Here is a 17388-nt window from a genome sequence, read left to right on the forward strand (position 1 = left end):
GCTAAATATACGAAAAAAGGAGTAGAGAAAATACGTTTTCTACTCCTTTTTATAACCATTCATAAACAATTTATTACTGAAAAGACTTTTTCAGCGCCCTCAAGAAAGAGAGGGTTTTTTATTTTGCACTCATTTATCTATAATGTGGACTTATAGAGGACTTATGATGCAGTCAAGTGCGAAATATGTATTGATTAAACCTATTTTGAATAATTATACTATATCGCTCGCCTAAAATCATTTATCCATTTGATGTTTTTATGAAATTCGGGATAGTTTCGGATTTAAAATGATGCTGTTGCTGCTACTTTTTCCATTAAATTTTTAAAAAGAAAAAAAGAAAAAAAAGAAAGTCTTCGTATCAGTGGAGGTTTCAAAAGAAGTCAAGTTTTTTTGAAAAAATACTACCCGATACATCATCGGAAATGTGGGCGTGAAATCGGAATTGAATGTTGTTGCGAAACGTTATGGGTGGAGATTTTTTAAAAAACCCGTAGGGCTTGAACTTTACTTTTTGAAACCGGAACTTACCTTTACTTTCTTTTTATTTATTTTTTTTATAGCAGGATGGTTTTTGCTTGGCTTTTTTCTGGGATGCTTCTTGTGAAATAAGCAATCAAACACCCCCAAGCACCGCAAGGAATGGAGCTAAAATGTAGCGATAGCGGAATTATAGCGGAATGTATGAGGAGTGAAGGCGGCGGTGTTGCGGCAATCGAACAGCCACGCTAGACCGAGAATGGAACGTAACGATAGTGAAGTGAAATGAAGGGATAGCAGCGTGTAACGGCGGGAAAAAAATATAAGTCAGCCTTTGGCGTTCCTTGATTTAGGGCAAAGTGAAGTTTTTACTGAACGGTGCCAACCCCGATGGCTGGGCGAAAGAGCAACCGCTGAAAATACTGAGGGCGGCAGACATAATACGGCTGGAATGTAGAGAAAGGAATGAGAGAGCTTTTAGCGGAATGAAATGGAGCGTTAAGCGAACGAATGACTGTAACGAAATGAAGCGGTATTATGAATGCATAAGCCCGACCGAATGAAGGAAGTGAGCGTGTGAAGATGAGGAACGAACAGCGGAAAAATAAGGTTGCCTATTTTTTGGCTGCCTTATTTTTTTGTGCTGTGAAGTGTCTGTGGAACGGAGGAAGGCACGACCGACTGGAACAGCCGAACGGAACAAAGGGAACGCCCGTAGAGAGACCGCTTGATTGCCCGTGTTATTTGTAATGACAATGTTTCTTGAAATTGATTTATGAAAGAATTATTACTTTACCCATATTGGCTGTGTCTGCCAATTTACAGGAAACCCCATTTTGTGTACTGGAACGTTTGAATATTCTTCTAATAATTTATAGAATTTGCCTTTAATAGAACTATTTGGACTAACGTTTTCTAATGCATATAGTATTAATGAGAATAATGGAAATAACTTAGCTCTTTGATTTTCGTTAGGGATATATGTTATTGGCACGTTTTTTAAATTTTTTGGCCACAAATATTTAATCGTAATGTTGTTATTCCATAATCTAGAATGATGTGCTATTACATTTCTTATTACTGTTGTTGCTTCTAGAAAACTTGAAAAATCACTGTGAGAGTTGAACCCAAATTGTAAAGCAATTGCTGCCTTTTCTGGTAGTTGATGATCTAGATTTTTATAGATTTTAGATAGTGAACCCATCGATGCCACTTCTAATGCTTTCCAAGCTTCGGGCAGTTCGTTTTTATGCTTGTATTTATGCTCTACAATAAACTGTTCTTTGCTTCTTGTAATTTCTCCACTTAAATGACCTGCTATTGACATTTGATTTATTCCGTCAGTGAAAATGGTATAATCTAAATACCATAATGGACCATAAGAAAGTGATAGATGATAAATTAATTTTGTTCTTAAAGCAACTTCTATTCTTTCAATGGCATCAAACATAAGTAGACGTAAATATCTGTCGAAATTATATAAATTAATAACATCTTCAAAATAACTGTTGTCGTTGAATTTATGTTCTACTTTATTGGATTGCATTTCCCACCAATACCCTTTTAAACGATAATAACTTATATTTTCAAGGAAATGAGGTACTAATTCTTCCTTATGAAATAACATTCCTCTTTTTCTTAATATTTCAATTTGTTCTGTTACCGTTTTTGGGTCTTTGTTTGCCATATAGTTATAAAAAAAAAGACCAGAAGGCTGTTCTTATGGGAAGCGCTACTGGTACGATTGGGACAAATATACTACAGAAGTGTATTATTGTCCAAACTTTTTAACATTTAATCGCAGTTATCAACAAAATCAAGGTGTTGCGGAGTAGCATTTTAACACAATATAGAAACTATTACTCTAATGTTATAAAAATTTGCAATCAACAAATCAAAATTGATTGTTCTTGATATTTCCTTATGTGGTACTAATAATATTACCAAGGTTTACTTTATTTAGAATAGCAAATTTTGTTTCCAATGCTATGTAATCTTATTCTGTATTGCTATAATCACATCATTTTCTATACCATCCGCCCTTTTTAATATAATATCAAGGTAATCTACACCTAACTTTTTTCTTAACTCTTTAATGTTGTTTATCAATTCGCCATAAGGCTCAATGTTTTTGTTGTCTGATAATGTTAGTTTTCTTAAAGTAAATTTGGACAATGTTTTATATTTTTTTATATCGGTAACTAGCGTATTTATAAAGGAAATTAATTCTAAATCAATATCATCTCTTTTTACTTTTGCTAAATCTCTTAATGAGATTAATGATTTAGTATCTAACGATAAATCTGAATTTCCAGAAGCATTTTTTGGTTTGAACACTTTTATGAGTTCATAGGCAGTCCAAAACTCTTTGGTTAAATTTTGTCTTTCTTCTTCTGGAGGACATTTTGCAAATTGAATTAATTCAGGAAATGTTTTTTCTTCAATAATTGCTTTTCCATTTACATTTTTGCTCACTATTGAAAATAACGCCATCCCTTTTTTTCTTAAAACTACTGTGTTATCTTCAGTATATAATTTTGATGTTTTGGTTCTGTTCGGAAATTGACTAATTCTTTTTATAACATCCGGATGGTTCTCAATAATTGCAGCATAATCATTTCTTATTATTGTAGCTATATTTAATTCATCATCATTTTCGGGATTAGAATTTATTTTAGAAAATAATCCACTTGCTGATGGTTCTTCATCAATATCAAACATTTTTGCATCTTCTCCTAAAGCACTATGAATTAAAAATATTTTTTGTGCTGCAATTTCTCTACTTTTTACAATATCTGCGCCTTGTTCTGTGGGGAAAAAATTATAAATATATAATTCATCAAATACTTTGGCACTCATTCTATTGATACGACCAACTCTTTGTATCACTCGTGTCGGGTTCCAAGGAATGTCATAATTTATTATAACTCCTGCTCTGTTCAAGTTAAATCCTTCCGAAAGTTTATCGCTTGTAACCAATACATCGTAATCATCTACTGGATGGCTGTATTTGGCATTGAAATTTGCATCTAATTCTAATGCAAACTTTTTTGTGATTGAACCATCACAGAAAGCAACTCTTGTTTTTAGTTCGTTTTCAAAATAATCTTTTAAATGTCTAACGGTATCTGTATATTCTGTAAATAAAATTACTTTTCTTTTAGGAGTAGTTTTTTCAGCAATTACTTCTTTTATTTTATCAAGTACTTCTTTTCTTTTTGGATCATTATCTACTAACTTTAATTTGACAATTTCAGCTTTTATCTTTTCAAACAAAACAATATCACTTTGAATATGCTTTAGAAAATCGTCTTTGTATACAAATTTATTGACCTCATAAATTTTGGTGTGTTTTGGGGTTGTTTTATTAGCTGCATTTTTTTCAAAATCTAATAAAGTTTTCTCAATAGCTTCCAATGTAAAATCATCAGCTTTCTCGTCATCGTTATAAATTTGCTCTATTACTTTTCTGTCCAAAACATATTTACCTGATTTTTCGATAAATGATTTTACCATTTTATTGGTTTTCAAAAAACGGTCAATACTCTTGTCAAATGCACCAAAGGAACTCTCGAAACGTTTCACTAACAAACGTCTCATAAAGTCATATAAATTGCGTTGTTGTTGTTTGGCTCTGTTTTCTTCCTCGTTTAATTTATCGTCTTTTTTATGTTTATTTTCATATTCAAAGGGCTTGTAAATTGCACCTTTAAACTCTCCATCTTCACAAAAATAACTCGTGATAATTTTATTATAAAATTCAGATTGAGACTTATCTAATTGATAAAATAGTTCAATTGGATCTTTTACTTCCGAAAGATTTTGTATTTCTTTTTTGTACTCGTTATCGGTTTTTAGGTCTAATCTATTTCTTCTGATAACAACTGGTGTAATTACATTTTTAATGCCGTTTGCCATATCGCTAACATTGTTTTTTACAATGTTTATATCAATTGGTAATGATAATCCAAACATTTTTTCATAATCTCGCTCTGCTTTTCTTTTTTTATCAGGACTATTAGAATTATTGTTTTTTATAATGTTTGAAAGGTTTTTGAAACGATAATTATACGAATTAAATCTAGCTTCTAAATCGGTTTCAATGGTAATTCCTGATTGTCCCGGAATAATAAACAATTTCAATAACGAAAATATATCTGCTGGCGAATTGTTAAATGGTGTTGCAGATAATAAAACTACTTTTTTACTTCTACAAATATCCAACAATGCTTCATAAGCCGAAGTATCTTGATTTCTGAAACGGTGTGCTTCATCAACAATAATTACTTCATATTCGTAATTGTTTTTTCTTATACTCGCTGCAACCGCTTCTACATCGCCTGAACTTTCAATATCCCAATTGTGTAACTTGAAACGATTTTTATATTCATACCAACCCGTATTTTCTTTTTTACTTCCTATCAATCCTGGCGGGCAAAGTATTAACCCTCTTTTACCAATTTGATTGGCAATTAATGAAGCAATTACCGATTTTCCTAAACCAACAACATCGGCAATAATAACACCATTATAAGTCTCAATAACATTCAATACTTGGTTTACGGCATCCAGTTGGTATTGGTATTTTTCAAAACCATTTTCTTCTAATAATCTATCAACAGCATCATTAATTTTCTTTGCTTCTTGAAGTTCTATATAGGTTTTTAAAATCAAAGCATAAGCTTCAAAAGGCGTAACGTAAGCTGCTTGCGTTTTGTTTTTTAGAAAATCTATAATTACAGGTTTGCCGTTTTCGGCTTCAGTAATAGGTATGGCGGTTAACCATAAATCATCAAAGTATTTTTCGGCATTTTCAAAACCATAATCGCTTATTTCTACATTAAATTCTTCTTGGCCGTGTAAACCCGCCTTGGTCAAGTTACTACTTCCTGTTATAAATTCGCCTTTTCTGTTTCGTAATTCGGCATAGTTTTGTGCATACTGAAACAAATATACTTTGGCGTGGTTTGGATTTAGGGTTTTCTTAATTTCTAATCGTCCCTCTTCGAGCATTGTTACAAAAAAAGAAATTTGATTGAAAAAATCTTCATTGTCCATATCGGCATTATTGATAGCAAACCCGAGCGATTTTATGAATTGTGTAAAATGTTCCTCTTGGCTCAAACTATCGTCCGTATTGCCAATTTCTACAATTGTAGAGAGGTGTTTATCTACTTGTAAACCAACTAATATTTTTAGTTTTATATCTGCATTATTTTGCAGTTGAGCATATATTTCTTGCCAACCCGAAAAATAGAAAAACCCCACCAAAAACTTCAATTCTTGACTGGCGGTCATTAGTTTTTCTAATCTGTTTTTTAAGGAAACGCCTTGTTGGCTGTTGGTTATAAAGTTGTTTGTCATTCTCTTTTTTTGGTATTCTTTAATTTATATTACAAATTCTATTGAGCATCTTATTGAGCATTATATTTATTATATCGCAGCTTTTACTCAATATAATTATAATTACTCTTGTTGTTGATTTTCTTCATTTTCTAAAAGTGCTTTCCGATCTAAATAAATAGTTTTTGCTTCTATTATTTTCATTTTTAATTCTATACTGAAATCATCCTCATAAATAAATGAACTTATAATTTCAAAAAGTAAATCTCTATCAATAGCATTATCTGCTACATCCACAGCAATGTTTTCTACTTCTCTCATAAACCTACCTACAATAAAATCTAGTTGGTTTAATTCAAAAAAGTAGGCTGTTAATACTACCGAAGCTCTTTTGTTTCCATCATTAAATGCGTGATTTTTATTTAACGCATAAATAAATATGCCGCTTTTTCTTCAATTGTTGGATAGTACATATCGCTCTGCACAAAATCTAAAACCGCCTCTAAATGACCTTTATCTTTAGTTCCTGATAAACCGCCTGTTTTATCAATAATATAATCGTGTTCTTTTATGGCATACTCGATATCAAAATAGTTATACGCCATCTTTATCTGTCTTTAAGTCTTTTAAACACATCAATATTTTCGTCTATACGATCCTCCAGTGTTTTGCTCTTTTCTCCTAAAAATCTTTCGAAATCTGTTTTAGAGATAGTATCAATATATTGTTCTAAATTGTCGTGCAATACTCTTCTAAAGCCGTAATCTCTAGTTGCCATTTTTGTTCTTGCATCGTCAACCAATGGTTTGAATAGTGGATGTATAGCAAAACTTATTAGGAGGTTATCCATTTCAAGTTTGGAAATTTTTCTGCCTTTTTTCTCTGAAAGTAATTTCATTTCGTGAGCCAAGCCTGTTTCAAAAGAAGCTATTAATTTTAGTACTTCTGCATACATTGTGTCTCGCACATTGTCTTCGGCTTCTAATTTTAGAATGCGTTTGTATTCTTCTGATTTTTCTTTAAAAATGGCTTGATAAATCTTGTCTGTATAATAGGAATATTTAAAAGCTCCTAAATCTAAAAATTCATTCAAGGCATTAGTAAACTCTTTGCGGTACTGAGGTTCTTTGAGAATTGCATTTAAAAAATCTTCATCACGTTGGTTTATATACTTGGTAGAGCCACCCGTTTTTTGGTTTAGACTATCAATAACAATATCTAACATTCTGCTTCGTAGTGCTTTTGCCATTTCACTTTCGACCAATAACATTCCAATGTTTAATAGTGATCTAAAATTAAATAACCCAAGTTGTGGCGTTTTGCTTGATATATTTAAGTGAGGGCCGAATTTTTCTTTGAAATCTTTAAGTAATTTTCCTTTGATTACGTTATAGCCATTATGTTTTAGCTCTTGCTCATTACTTTCAAGATAGCGTTCAATAGTTACTATGTCTATTTGATAAAAGTCTGCTATTTGCTGCTTTGTAAAATAATAGTGTTCATTAAAATACATACCTGGTAAGCCAATGTAGTCTTGCAATTGTGTTAGAACCACATAATTGTTTAGTATGTTTTGGCGGTCTATATTAGAAACTGTTAAATCTTTCATTTTTGTTGTATCTTATTTTTAAACAATATAGTTTTTAGTCAGTATTTGCAAATTTTGTTAATAACTTTTTTATGTTCCCCTCATTGATGAGGGGAACATCGTTGTGATATTACCAAAACCCCTTTGTTTACTGGTGTTTCCGATTAGATTATTTTTGTATATTTTATTAACTTTTTATACTGTAAATGCATCATACCCCTGCTCACTCATCCCAAAACTAGCATCTATAACCAAAACCTCTTCATACGTGAGCTCGTAGAGTTTGTAAACCATTACATCTATCTCGTTTTCTAATGCTTTAGTGTCTAGGTTTTGTTTTTTGTCGGCGAGGATTTGATTGACTATTTTATCGAATTTTAGCATTTCAACTTCTGTAGTTATTTTTATTGGAAATTGTTCAATTTTATATTTTTTCCACATATTTGTCCCCATTCCTGATGTAGTGGAAATTTGAGCAAAATACCATTCGCCTATTTTAGAATTAAGAATAGATATTAAATATTTTAAATTTTCCCCAGACATAATAAAACAACTATCTGTAGTTAAACAGCCAGTATCATCATATGCAAATTTTCCTTTATCAGATAATACAATCCAAATTATCTTTGGTTTGTCAAAATTAGAAATGTACTCGTCTGTGGGAGAGTTGTCTAATTCAATCCAATGATGAGAACCTGCTTTAACTTGTCCTCTGTTTTTTAATTTAATTTCAAAATCTTCTAAATATTTATATATCGTAGGATAATTATTTTGGAGATTTAAATTATCCTTATATTTTGCCAAAACGACCCATAGATTAGCGTAATTATAACTATATTTTACTAGGTCTCTACCTCTTAAAATAGGTCTAATTATTTCAATATTTTTTTTGTCTTCTTTTACTAATTCATTTTTTTTGTTATCGTCAATTATAAATACTTCATTAAGACCACTCCGTATTCCATAATTTATTTTTAAATCTAATTGCTTGATTACTTTTGAATTATTTTCAATTTTCTTTTTAAGTTTTAAAGTTTCCAAATCTCCTAAAATCCAACCATTTTCATCTAATTCTTTTAGAATTATGTTTTTGTTTGCAACATATAAACTTAGACCTGAATTCACTAGTGTCCACTTAAAATAAGTTGAAAACCAGCTGGTTAGTAATATGTTCATTGACATTATTGTAATCTGATTTCATAAGTAATTCATTAACAGGTGTTTTATCGAGTAATGACGCTGATAAAATTTGTAGAATTTCGTAGATTGAACGATTGATTTTTAAATCTTTTGCAATGATTGACACCAAGCAATACGTTATTATTGCGATGTTAATTTGTATGCGAACAGCATTTTCTGTTGTTCCCCAAAAGGTTTTAACTTTCAGGTGTTGTTTAATCCATTTGAAGAATAATTCAATTTGCCAACGCTGTTTATATAATAAGGCAATTTGTTGAGCTGATAAATCAAAATTATTCGTCAAAAAGATTAGCGTTTTTTTGTTTTCAACATCAAAGAACTTCACTTTTCTTATCTTTTCAGGATAATCTTTTGAAGTATAAAAGCCATCTATTTTTCCTGTTTGGTCATAAATAACTCCTGTGGATTTATCCGTCTTTTTGGAATACATTCTTTTGAATTTTAAATTTGATTTTGCTCTAACAACAAAAAAAGCAGAAGATTTTGTAATTCGATAAAGCCTAAGATAATCCACGTAAGCACGGTCAAAAATATAATAGGCAAAACGTTCGTAATTGATTATATCCATTGCATTTACATCGTGAATATTTGCCTCGGTAATGTGAATAAACACAGGGATTTGTGTGTTAATATCAAAAAGTGTGTGAAGCTTTATTCCTGCCTTGGTTTTTCTAAAATGAGCCCACCAAAACACACTCAAGCACAAGTCAATAGTCGAAGAATCAAAAGCATAAATATTGCCTTTTATTTCAAAACTATCATTGCTGTTTTTTTCTTGAGCAATCAATATTAAATGATTGGCAAAGTCTTCAAATATTTTATAATTGCGATTTTCATTTGCCTTGGATAAATTACTTCGAGTTACATTTTTTCCAAAACCTAAATGATACGACTTTGATTGATGTGCTTCGATAACAATTATCAAATCTCGCAAGCTATCACGAGAAGATAATTGACCGAAAATCATACATAAAAGTTGATTCCAACAAGTAAAATGCCTGACCTTTTTATTACCATCATACCTTGTTACAAATCTATCAAAAACACGCTGTGGTAAAAATTAAACTAATTGAGAAAAGACATATTTTCCGTGATTCATATTCGTAAAGTTAATTTACGAACATAATGGATTCATTTCAAATCGTCACGCTCTAAAATGAGACTTAAAATACAGATTTACAATAATTTCAAAGAACTTTTTTTAATTTATAGTGGACACTAGTGACTAGAAATGTATTCAAATGAAACTTTTTAAAATGACCACACTTACCTTAAACATAAAAGATATTTCTCAAACTGCAATCATAAAAAAATGAAAACTTTTGATGTGGAAGTAATTGAGCAAAATAATAAAATTACAAATCCCGAAATAATCGAAAGGTTAGAAAAACATCATAAAAATTTTCAAGATTCAGCCTACAGAGAAGAAAACTACACCAAAGTAGATACCAAAAATATATGGGCATAGTATCTAAGTAACATAATCCTCAAAACTCCTATTCTCCTCAAAAGTCTAGGAGTTTTTTCTTTTCAAACCAATTCAATCCGCTCTATTTTTTTTCGTAAATTAGCCATTACTTAAAAAGTAAAAATATACTATTCAAATCATAATTTAAACAAATATGAAAGCAAAAAGCATTTTAGAAACCATTGGAAATACACCCGTGGTTCAAATCAACAAGTTGTTTGGAAACAAGAAAGAAGTTTGGATTAAGTTAGAAAGAACGAATCCGGGAAATAGTATCAAAGACAGAATTGCTCTTGCGATGATAGAAGATGCTGAAAGAAAAGGATTATTGAATGCCGATAGTGTAATTGTCGAACCAACTTCAGGAAATACAGGAATTGGGCTGGCACTGGTAGCCACAGTCAAAGGATACAAAGTAATTCTGGTAATGCCAGATTCAATGAGTGTAGAACGCCGAAAATTAATGGAAATTTACGGAGCTGAATTTGTGCTTACGCCTCGTGAAAAAGGAATGAAGGGAGCAATTGAAAAAGCCGCTGAACTAGTTTTGGAAACCCCGAATTCTTGGTCACCAAAACAATTTGAAAATCCTGCCAATGTTGAAGTTCACGAAAGAACGACTGCTCAAGAAATTATTGCTGATTTTCCTAATGGTTTAGATTATGTCATCACAGGAGTTGGAACCGGCGGACATATTACCGGCATAGCAAAAGTATTGAAAGCTAAATTTCCTAACTTAAAAGTAATTGCGGTAGAACCTGAATTATCCCCGGTATTAAGCGGTGGAACTCCTGGCCCGCATCCTTTGCAAGGAATTGGTGCCGGTTTTGTTCCGACTAATTACCATGGTGAATTAATCGATGAAATAATACAAGTAAGCAAAGACGAATCTTTTGAATTCGCTAGAAGAATTGCAAAAGAAGAAGGTATTCTAGTAGGTATTTCAACTGGAGCATCATTGGCCGCAGTAGCCAAAAAACTGGAAACTATCCCCGATGGGGCGGTTGTACTTACTTTTAATTACGACACTGGGGAAAGATATTTATCTATTGAAGGTTTGTTTTAACGTTAAAATTTATTACAAAGCTTCCAGCATTTTGAAGGCTGGAAGCTTTTAAAAAAAAAGCCCGTTTCTTTCGAAACGGGCTTTTTTATAAATTGAGAAAATCAATTATGCTTCAACTTCAAATGGAAGTATAGATACATATGATTTATTGTCTCTTTTCTTTTGGAAGAAAACAACTCCATCTACTCTTGCGTGTAGTGTGTGATCTTTACTAATGTAAACGTTTTCACCTGGATTATGTTTTGAACCTCTTTGTCTAACGATGATGTTCCCTGCAATAGCAGCTTGTCCACCAAAAATCTTAACGCCTAAACGTTTTGATTCTGATTCTCTACCATTCTTGGAACTACCGACACCTTTCTTGTGAGCCATGACGTATTAGTTTTATTTTGTTATTATTCTTGTGTGTCTTCTTTTTTAGCTTTTGGAGCTACTTTTTTAGCTTTTGGAGCCGCATCTACAACTACTTCTGTAGCTACCGCTTCTTTTTTAGGAGCTACTTTTTTAGCACCTGAAGCTGTAATACCTTCGATTACAATTTGAGTAAGATACTGACGGTGCCCGTTTCTCTTTTTGTAACCTTTTCTTCTTTTCTTTTTGAAAACGATTACTTTATCTCCTTTTAAGTGTTGTAACACTTTGGCTTCTACTGAAGCACCTTCTATAGCTGGGGCGCCTATTGTGATTGTACCGTTGTCGTCTAACAAATAAACTTTGTCGAAAGAAACTTTAGTTCCTTCTTCATTTGCCAAACGGTGAACGTAAACCTTTAGGTCTTTGCTAACTTTGAATTGTTGCCCTGCTATCTCTACGATTGCATACATAACAAATTGTTTTATAAATTTTTAAGGTTGCAAATATACAATTAAATATTTATTCTGCAATTAGTTACTCCAAAAAAACAGTTGAATTGTTTTACGCCTTAGTTTTCAATGATTTGAAGACGATTTTTTCAATGAAAATTGTTAAACTTGTATCAAAATCATAATGATTTACTATTCATCGTCAAAAAAAAGTATTTTTGATGTAACAATAATTGTTGTTATTTTACCCATTGGAAATAAAATTTTTTATTAATATTTATGAAAAAATCAATAATGGTATTAGGTGCTTCACTTTTGCTGGGAGGAATTGCTTCGGCTCAGAAAGTAGATTTCGAAGAATATGATTTAGACAATGGCTTGCACGTAATTTTGCATAACGATTCTTCGGCGCCAGTGGTAATAACTTCGGTAATGTACCATGTAGGCTCGAAAGATGAAAATCCGGACAGAACTGGATTTGCACACTTTTTTGAACATTTATTGTTTGAAGGGACTGAAAACATTAAACGAGGTGAATGGTTCAAGATTGTATCTTCTAATGGAGGAATAAACAACGCTAACACTTCGGATGACAGAACTTATTATTATGAAGTTTTTCCATCTAATAATCTAGAATTGGGGCTTTGGATGGAATCCGAAAGAATGCTGCATCCGGTTATCAATCAAATTGGAGTTGACACTCAAAACGGAGTTATAAAAGAGGAAAAAAGAACTGTTTTCGATAATAAACCTTATGGAAATTATATTTCCGTTGTAAAAGAAAGTATGTTCAAAAATCACCCGTACCGTTGGACAACTATTGGATCGATGAAAGATTTAGATGCTGCCACTTTAGACGAATTTAAAGATTTTCATAAAAAATTCTATACCCCAAATAACGCCGTTCTTGTTGTTTCGGGTGATTTTGAGAAAAAACAAGCCAAGGAATGGATTCGCAAGTATTTTGGCACAATTCCAAGAGGCGAAAGCTTGAAAAAACAAATTTTTATTGAAGAGCCAATAACACAAACCATAAAAGCCACCTACGAAGACCCAAATATTCAGATTCCAATGCTTGTAGCTTCTTATAGAACTCCTTCCATGAAAACCAGAGATGCAAGAATATTAGAGATGATTTCTTGTTTATTAAGTGCCGGAAAAAGTTCAATATTGTATAAAAAAATTGTTGATGATAAAAAAATGGCGCTGCAAATTGGCGCATTCCCTTATACACAAGAAGATTATGGGATGTATATTATTTATTGCCTTCCCATTGGAGAAAACACAACTGCGAGCATTTTAAAAGAGATTGACGAAGAAATTGTTAAGTTGCAAACAGAATTAATTTCTGAGAAAGATTACGAAAAATTACAAAATATAATTGACAATCAATTTGTAAACAACAACGCAAGTGTGGAAGAAATTGCAGAAAACTTGGCAAAATATTATTTGCTTTATGGTGATATAAATTTGATTAATACCGAAGTTGAACTTTTTCATTCAATCACTCGAGAAGAAATTAGAGATGTCGCCAAAAAATATTTAAATCCAAATCAAAGATTGATTTTGGATTATGTTCCCGTTAAAGAAAAAGCTCAAAACTAAGACGGCCCAAATCATGAAAAAACTAATTATCTTATTATTCATATTGCTCTTAACCGGAATTATGCAAGCACAAGAACGCCCACAACCCAAACCTGGAAATACTCCAGTAATAAATATCAAAAAACCTCAAACATTTGTATTGGCAAACGGTTTAAAAGTTTTGATTGTTGAAGATCATAAACTACCTAGAGTCATCTGTAATCTTACATTAGACAACGCTCCTTTTGCAGAAGAAAACAAAAAAGGAGTCGATGATTTGAGCAGCAGATTAATTGGAAATGGGTCTAAAAAAATATCAAAAGATGCATTTAATGAAGAATTAGATTTTCTTGGTGCCGATATCAGTTTTAGTTCAAATGGCGCTTATGCAAGTTCCCTTTCTAAATATGCTGGCCGAATACTGGAACTTATGGCCGATGGCGCATTGAATCCTAATTTTACCCAAGAGGAATTTGACAAAGAAAAAGCCAAAATGCTTGAAGGGCTAAAGGCTCAAGAAAAAAGTGTTCCGGCAATTGCCAATAGAGTTGTTAACGCCTTAACTTTTGGAAAACAACATCCTTCTGGCGAATATACCTCCGAGGAAACGCTGAAAAATGTAACCCTCACTGATATTGAAGCCAATTATCAAAACTACTTTGTGCCCGAAAATGGGTATTTAATAATCATTGGCGATGTAAAATATAAAAATGTTAAACCTATCGTTGAAAAACTATTTGGATCATGGAAAAAAAGAAATATTCCAAAAGTAATTTATGCTGCGCCTGAGGATGTCTCCTATACCCAAATTAATTTTGTGGATGTACCAAATGCAGTACAGTCGGAAATTTCATTGGTAAACACGATACATTTAAAAATGAGTGACCCTGATTTTTTTCCGGCTGCTATAGCAACTTATATTCTTGGAGGTGATTTCAACAGTTATTTAAATATGAATTTAAGAGAAGAACACGGTTGGACTTATGGAGCAAATGCGATCATTGGAGCTGGTAAATATGTTACAAAAATGAAATCTTCATCAGCTGTAAAAAGTTCCGTTACCGATAGTGCCGTTGTAGAATTTATCAAGGAAATTAAAAGAATCAGAACTGAGAATGTAAGTGATGAAGTTCTCAAAAACGTAAAAGCTGGTTACATAGGACGATTTGTAATGAAGGTTCAGCAACCCCAAGCGGTGGCACGATACGCATTGAATATAGAAACAGAAGGTCTTCCAGAAAATTTTTACGAAAATTACATTAAAACCATAAATGCAGTAACGGCTGAAGATGTGAAACGTGCTGCCAATAAATATTTTCTTATCGACAATACTCGAATTGTAATTGCAGGAAAAGGTTCGGATGTGATTCCAGGATTAGAAAAACTAAAAATTCCAATATTTTATTTTGATAAATCTGGAAACCCCACAGTGAAACCTATTATAAAGTAAAAAGTGTTGCTTTTTAAAAGAACAAAGCTATTGAAAAAGACTGTCAGAAAAGGCAGTCTTTATTTGTTAATCTATATCTGAATTACTTCTTGGCAGATAAATAAACTCCAACTAAAATAATAAAAGCACCCATAAACTGAACAGTAGTAAGCATTTCGTTATCTAACAATCCCCAAAAGAATGCAACAATTGGAATTAAATAAGTAACAGAAGTAGCGAATACCGGCGAAGACATTTGTATCAGTTTAAAAAAAAGAATATTAGCAATTCCTGTTCCTACAACTCCTAATATCATAATAAACAAAACCGAATGTTGCACTTTGTCAATATGAACTACTTCAAAAAAACCAGAGAAAAATAAAATTGAAAATGCTGGCAAAAGCAGAACCATGAAATTTCCTGTAGTAATGCTCAACGGACTCAAATCAGATAAAAATCGCTTGATAAGATTTACATTTACAGCATAACAAATTGTTGCAATAATAACCAAAATAGCATAATAATAGTTATGCCCCGGATTATTTATAGCGCCATTTAGCACTAAAAGAACACTTCCAATTAGTCCTATAAAAACACCCCATATTTGTCTCTTTTGAAAAGTAATTCCGAAGAATATAGCCCCCAAAATCAAAGTGTTCAATGGAGTTAACGCATTTAAAATAGCGGTTATAGAACTGTCAATTTCCGTTTCGGCAATAGCAAATAGATATGCTGGAATAAATGTTCCAAAAAGGGAAGTCAATGCGATATATTTCCATTTTTCTTTAGGGATTTTAGGCAAACTTTTAGACCCAATAAACAATAAAAAAATGGCAGCAAAAATAACTCGTAAAGATCCTAATTGCATCGCTGACAAGCCTACAAGACCTTTTTTTATCAGTATAAATGAACTTCCCCAAATAAACGCAAGTGCTATTAAGTAAACCCATTTCAACCGTCTTGAATCCATAAACAAAATTTTGGCTCAAAATTGTAATTATTTTATGAATTAGCAGTGCTTTTTTTTATTATTTTTGCATAGTATTCTAAAAAGATCAATCTTTAAATTTAAATAACAATGAATTTCCCTAAATCAATAATGACAATAATGCTTGCAAGCCTTATGTTTGTGGGTTGTAAAGATAAAACTACAGAAAGTAATATGCCTGTAACATCAAAAACCGAGACTCCAAAAGTAAAAAAGGAAATTGTAGCAGCAAATTTGCAAACAGCAAGTTTTACCATTAAAGGGATGTCTTGCGAAATAGGTTGTGCCAAAACAATAGAAGAAGAATTAAATGGACTTGACGGTGTAAAAATTGCAGCAGTAAATTTTAAAAAAGAGTCAGCAACAGTATCTTTCGACAAAACCGTACTAACACCCGAAGAACTTACCAAAGTGGTCGAAGCAACCGCTGATGGTAAAACATATAAGGTTTCTAATATGAAGTTGTAAAAGTTTCTTGGTTATTGGAAAATGTAAAAATTGACTGAGATAAAAAACAATTTTTATTTTCTGATGAAAACTGTCAACTTTTTCAAATCAATAGGTTCTCCATTTACATTATAAAATTCGTATTTGAATTTAATTTACCGTCAATTTCTTCAATATCAACCTGCATCTGATAAGAGCCGTCTTTCCACTCCACAATGACATCATAACAATAATTTCCAAATCCGAAACTGCTTGGAAGATTGCTCGAATAAATCATTTTTTTTGATTTAAGATATAATGTGTTAATCTCAATATTATCATAAGAACCGATCTGTTCGTTATCAATTGGCCTGCCCATAAAGTCGAGTTCCCCTTTTGTTTTCTTGGTTTTCCGTTTTTCTTTTGGCTCGTTATAAACGTCTTTAATTGAAAAAACTACATCTTTTAATGCACTTCTCCCAAGATTCAGAATGAAAAATCTAATTTGATGGCTGTACATTAATCTATGTGCCTTTTTTTGTTTCCTTCTACCGTTACTCCTTCGCCAAGATCAACATTTGTAATTTCTAAAACAGGTAAATTATGCACTGTAGATTGACTAAAAGGTTCTAAAGTAAAATTCTTTATCTTTTTTTCAGTTCAATAACATTCCTTGTTTTAGCATTCAATTCTTGGCTTAAATTTTCAATCTTTTTATTTGCTTCTTCAAGTTCTTTTTTAGCTGTTTCGATTTTTTCATTAGCATTAAAACTTCCCTCAAAGAGGAAATAGATAGAAAGTCCCATCAAAACACATCCTAGAAATGCCAGTATTAATGTTAGCATAAGTGATTTTTTTTTCATTACAAAAATCGATTAGAGAATTATTATATTCTTACCCGTTGGGTGTAATTAAACTATTTGTGTTTTAATATTGTTTATTGGTCTTTCAAAAATAAATCTATTGATGAATTGAACCAAAGTTAAAGCTGTTATTTTAGCTAAAATTCTTGT

General features: G+C 31.8%; 16 protein-coding genes and 2 pseudogenes. 5 read left to right on the forward strand and 13 right to left on the reverse strand.

The genetic code is table 11. The features are described 5' to 3' along the window. Window positions 1–1267: 1267 nt before the first annotated feature. From IR213_RS14720 to IR213_RS14745, 7 genes and pseudogenes are all read right to left on the reverse strand, one after another. A complete protein-coding gene (locus IR213_RS14720; RefSeq protein WP_194313063.1) occupies window positions 1268–2167 on the reverse strand; it encodes an Abi family protein in 900 nt (299 codons plus the stop codon). 299 nt (window positions 2168–2466) lie between these two features. Next, a complete protein-coding gene (locus tag IR213_RS14725; RefSeq protein WP_194313064.1) occupies window positions 2467–5844 on the reverse strand; it encodes a helicase-related protein in 3378 nt (1125 codons plus the stop codon). Window positions 5845–5946: 102 nt separating this feature from the next. After that, window positions 5947–6144 (reverse strand): hypothetical protein, encoded by a 198-nt coding sequence (locus tag IR213_RS16410; RefSeq protein WP_228479203.1) that lies wholly within the window; start codon window positions 6142–6144, stop codon window positions 5947–5949. A gap of 101 nt (window positions 6145–6245) precedes the next feature. Beyond that, entirely contained in the window at window positions 6246–6428 is a 183-nt protein-coding gene (locus tag IR213_RS16420; protein ID WP_228479204.1) for a hypothetical protein, read from the reverse strand. Between the two features lie 2 nt (window positions 6429–6430). Continuing rightward, window positions 6431–7432, reverse strand: a complete 1002-nt coding sequence (locus IR213_RS14735; RefSeq protein WP_194313065.1) for a DNA-binding protein — start codon at window positions 7430–7432, stop codon at window positions 6431–6433. A gap of 174 nt (window positions 7433–7606) precedes the next feature. Beyond that, complete coding sequence (locus tag IR213_RS14740) at window positions 7607–8587, reverse strand: TaqI-like C-terminal specificity domain-containing protein (protein ID WP_194313066.1); 981 nt, start codon at window positions 8585–8587, stop codon at window positions 7607–7609. Beyond that, a pseudogene (locus tag IR213_RS14745) lies at window positions 8547–9659 on the reverse strand (IS4 family transposase); the annotation flags it as partial. The gene IR213_RS14740 and the pseudogene IR213_RS14745, both read right to left, overlap by 41 nt. A gap of 264 nt (window positions 9660–9923) precedes the next feature. On the opposite strand from IR213_RS14745, the gene IR213_RS14750 reads away from it, so the two are divergent. Together IR213_RS14750 and cysK are read left to right on the forward strand one after the other, a co-directional pair. Further along, window positions 9924–10079, forward strand: a complete 156-nt coding sequence (locus IR213_RS14750) for a hypothetical protein (protein WP_194313067.1) — start codon at window positions 9924–9926, stop codon at window positions 10077–10079. Window positions 10080–10233: 154 nt separating this feature from the next. Further along, window positions 10234–11145, forward strand: a complete 912-nt coding sequence (cysK, locus tag IR213_RS14755) for a cysteine synthase A (protein ID WP_194313068.1) — start codon at window positions 10234–10236, stop codon at window positions 11143–11145. 105 nt (window positions 11146–11250) lie between these two features. On the opposite strand, the gene rpmA is transcribed toward cysK, so the two are convergent. Together rpmA and rplU are read right to left on the reverse strand one after the other, a co-directional pair. Then, complete coding sequence (gene rpmA / locus IR213_RS14760; protein WP_035669638.1) at window positions 11251–11517, reverse strand: 50S ribosomal protein L27; 267 nt, start codon at window positions 11515–11517, stop codon at window positions 11251–11253. A 23-nt stretch (window positions 11518–11540) separates the two neighbouring features. Then, a complete protein-coding gene (gene rplU, locus IR213_RS14765; protein ID WP_194313069.1) occupies window positions 11541–11969 on the reverse strand; it encodes a 50S ribosomal protein L21 in 429 nt (142 codons plus the stop codon). 258 nt (window positions 11970–12227) lie between these two features. Between rplU and IR213_RS14770 the strand changes: the two genes are divergently transcribed. Beyond that, the gene (locus tag IR213_RS14770; RefSeq protein ID WP_194313070.1) at window positions 12228–13553 is read left to right on the forward strand and encodes a M16 family metallopeptidase; all 1326 of its coding nucleotides are present in this window, start codon (window positions 12228–12230) and stop codon (window positions 13551–13553) included. A 13-nt stretch (window positions 13554–13566) separates the two neighbouring features. Beyond that, a complete protein-coding gene (locus IR213_RS14775; RefSeq protein WP_228479205.1) occupies window positions 13567–14982 on the forward strand; it encodes a M16 family metallopeptidase in 1416 nt (471 codons plus the stop codon). 82 nt (window positions 14983–15064) lie between these two features. Here IR213_RS14775 and IR213_RS14780 read toward each other — a convergent pair whose 3' ends face one another. Continuing rightward, a complete protein-coding gene (locus tag IR213_RS14780) occupies window positions 15065–15931 on the reverse strand; it encodes a DMT family transporter (protein ID WP_194313071.1) in 867 nt (288 codons plus the stop codon). Between the two features lie 108 nt (window positions 15932–16039). Between IR213_RS14780 and IR213_RS14785 the strand changes: the two genes are divergently transcribed. Further along, entirely contained in the window at window positions 16040–16417 is a 378-nt protein-coding gene (locus IR213_RS14785; RefSeq protein WP_194313072.1) for a heavy-metal-associated domain-containing protein, read from the forward strand. 103 nt (window positions 16418–16520) lie between these two features. Here IR213_RS14785 and IR213_RS14790 read toward each other — a convergent pair whose 3' ends face one another. The 3 genes and pseudogenes from IR213_RS14790 to IR213_RS14800 all read right to left on the reverse strand — a co-directional run. After that, the gene (locus IR213_RS14790) at window positions 16521–16895 is read right to left on the reverse strand and encodes a hypothetical protein (RefSeq protein ID WP_194313073.1); all 375 of its coding nucleotides are present in this window, start codon (window positions 16893–16895) and stop codon (window positions 16521–16523) included. A 124-nt stretch (window positions 16896–17019) separates the two neighbouring features. Continuing rightward, the gene (locus IR213_RS14795; RefSeq protein ID WP_194313074.1) at window positions 17020–17238 is read right to left on the reverse strand and encodes a hypothetical protein; all 219 of its coding nucleotides are present in this window, start codon (window positions 17236–17238) and stop codon (window positions 17020–17022) included. 48 nt (window positions 17239–17286) lie between these two features. Next, window positions 17287–17388: pseudogene (locus IR213_RS14800) on the reverse strand (IS982 family transposase); the annotation flags it as partial.

This window comes from Flavobacterium soyangense (assembly GCF_015277675.1).
In the GTDB taxonomy this organism is placed as follows: domain Bacteria; phylum Bacteroidota; class Bacteroidia; order Flavobacteriales; family Flavobacteriaceae; genus Flavobacterium; species Flavobacterium soyangense.

Bases quoted from the DNA above. Each gene is read 5' to 3' on its own strand.
- IR213_RS14785 (WP_194313072.1), top strand. From the start codon at position 16,040: ATGAATTTCCCTAAATCAATAATGACAATAATGCTTGCAAGCCTTATG.
- IR213_RS14720 (WP_194313063.1), bottom strand. From the start codon at position 2,167: ATGGCAAACAAAGACCCAAAAACGGTAACAGAACAAATTGAAATATTA.
- rplU (WP_194313069.1), bottom strand. From the start codon at position 11,969: ATGTATGCAATCGTAGAGATAGCAGGGCAACAATTCAAAGTTAGCAAA.
- IR213_RS14740 (WP_194313066.1), bottom strand. From the start codon at position 8,587: ATGAACATATTACTAACCAGCTGGTTTTCAACTTATTTTAAGTGGACA.
- IR213_RS14750 (WP_194313067.1), top strand. From the start codon at position 9,924: ATGAAAACTTTTGATGTGGAAGTAATTGAGCAAAATAATAAAATTACA.
- IR213_RS16410 (WP_228479203.1), bottom strand. From the start codon at position 6,144: ATGAGAGAAGTAGAAAACATTGCTGTGGATGTAGCAGATAATGCTATT.
- rpmA (WP_035669638.1), bottom strand. From the start codon at position 11,517: ATGGCTCACAAGAAAGGTGTCGGTAGTTCCAAGAATGGTAGAGAATCA.
- IR213_RS14770 (WP_194313070.1), top strand. From the start codon at position 12,228: ATGAAAAAATCAATAATGGTATTAGGTGCTTCACTTTTGCTGGGAGGA.
- IR213_RS16420 (WP_228479204.1), bottom strand. From the start codon at position 6,428: ATGGCGTATAACTATTTTGATATCGAGTATGCCATAAAAGAACACGAT.
- IR213_RS14795 (WP_194313074.1), bottom strand. From the start codon at position 17,238: ATGAAAAAAAAATCACTTATGCTAACATTAATACTGGCATTTCTAGGA.
- IR213_RS14790 (WP_194313073.1), bottom strand. From the start codon at position 16,895: ATGTACAGCCATCAAATTAGATTTTTCATTCTGAATCTTGGGAGAAGT.
- IR213_RS14775 (WP_228479205.1), top strand. From the start codon at position 13,567: ATGAAAAAACTAATTATCTTATTATTCATATTGCTCTTAACCGGAATT.
- IR213_RS14780 (WP_194313071.1), bottom strand. From the start codon at position 15,931: ATGGATTCAAGACGGTTGAAATGGGTTTACTTAATAGCACTTGCGTTT.
- IR213_RS14735 (WP_194313065.1), bottom strand. From the start codon at position 7,432: ATGAAAGATTTAACAGTTTCTAATATAGACCGCCAAAACATACTAAAC.
- cysK (WP_194313068.1), top strand. From the start codon at position 10,234: ATGAAAGCAAAAAGCATTTTAGAAACCATTGGAAATACACCCGTGGTT.
- IR213_RS14725 (WP_194313064.1), bottom strand. From the start codon at position 5,844: ATGACAAACAACTTTATAACCAACAGCCAACAAGGCGTTTCCTTAAAA.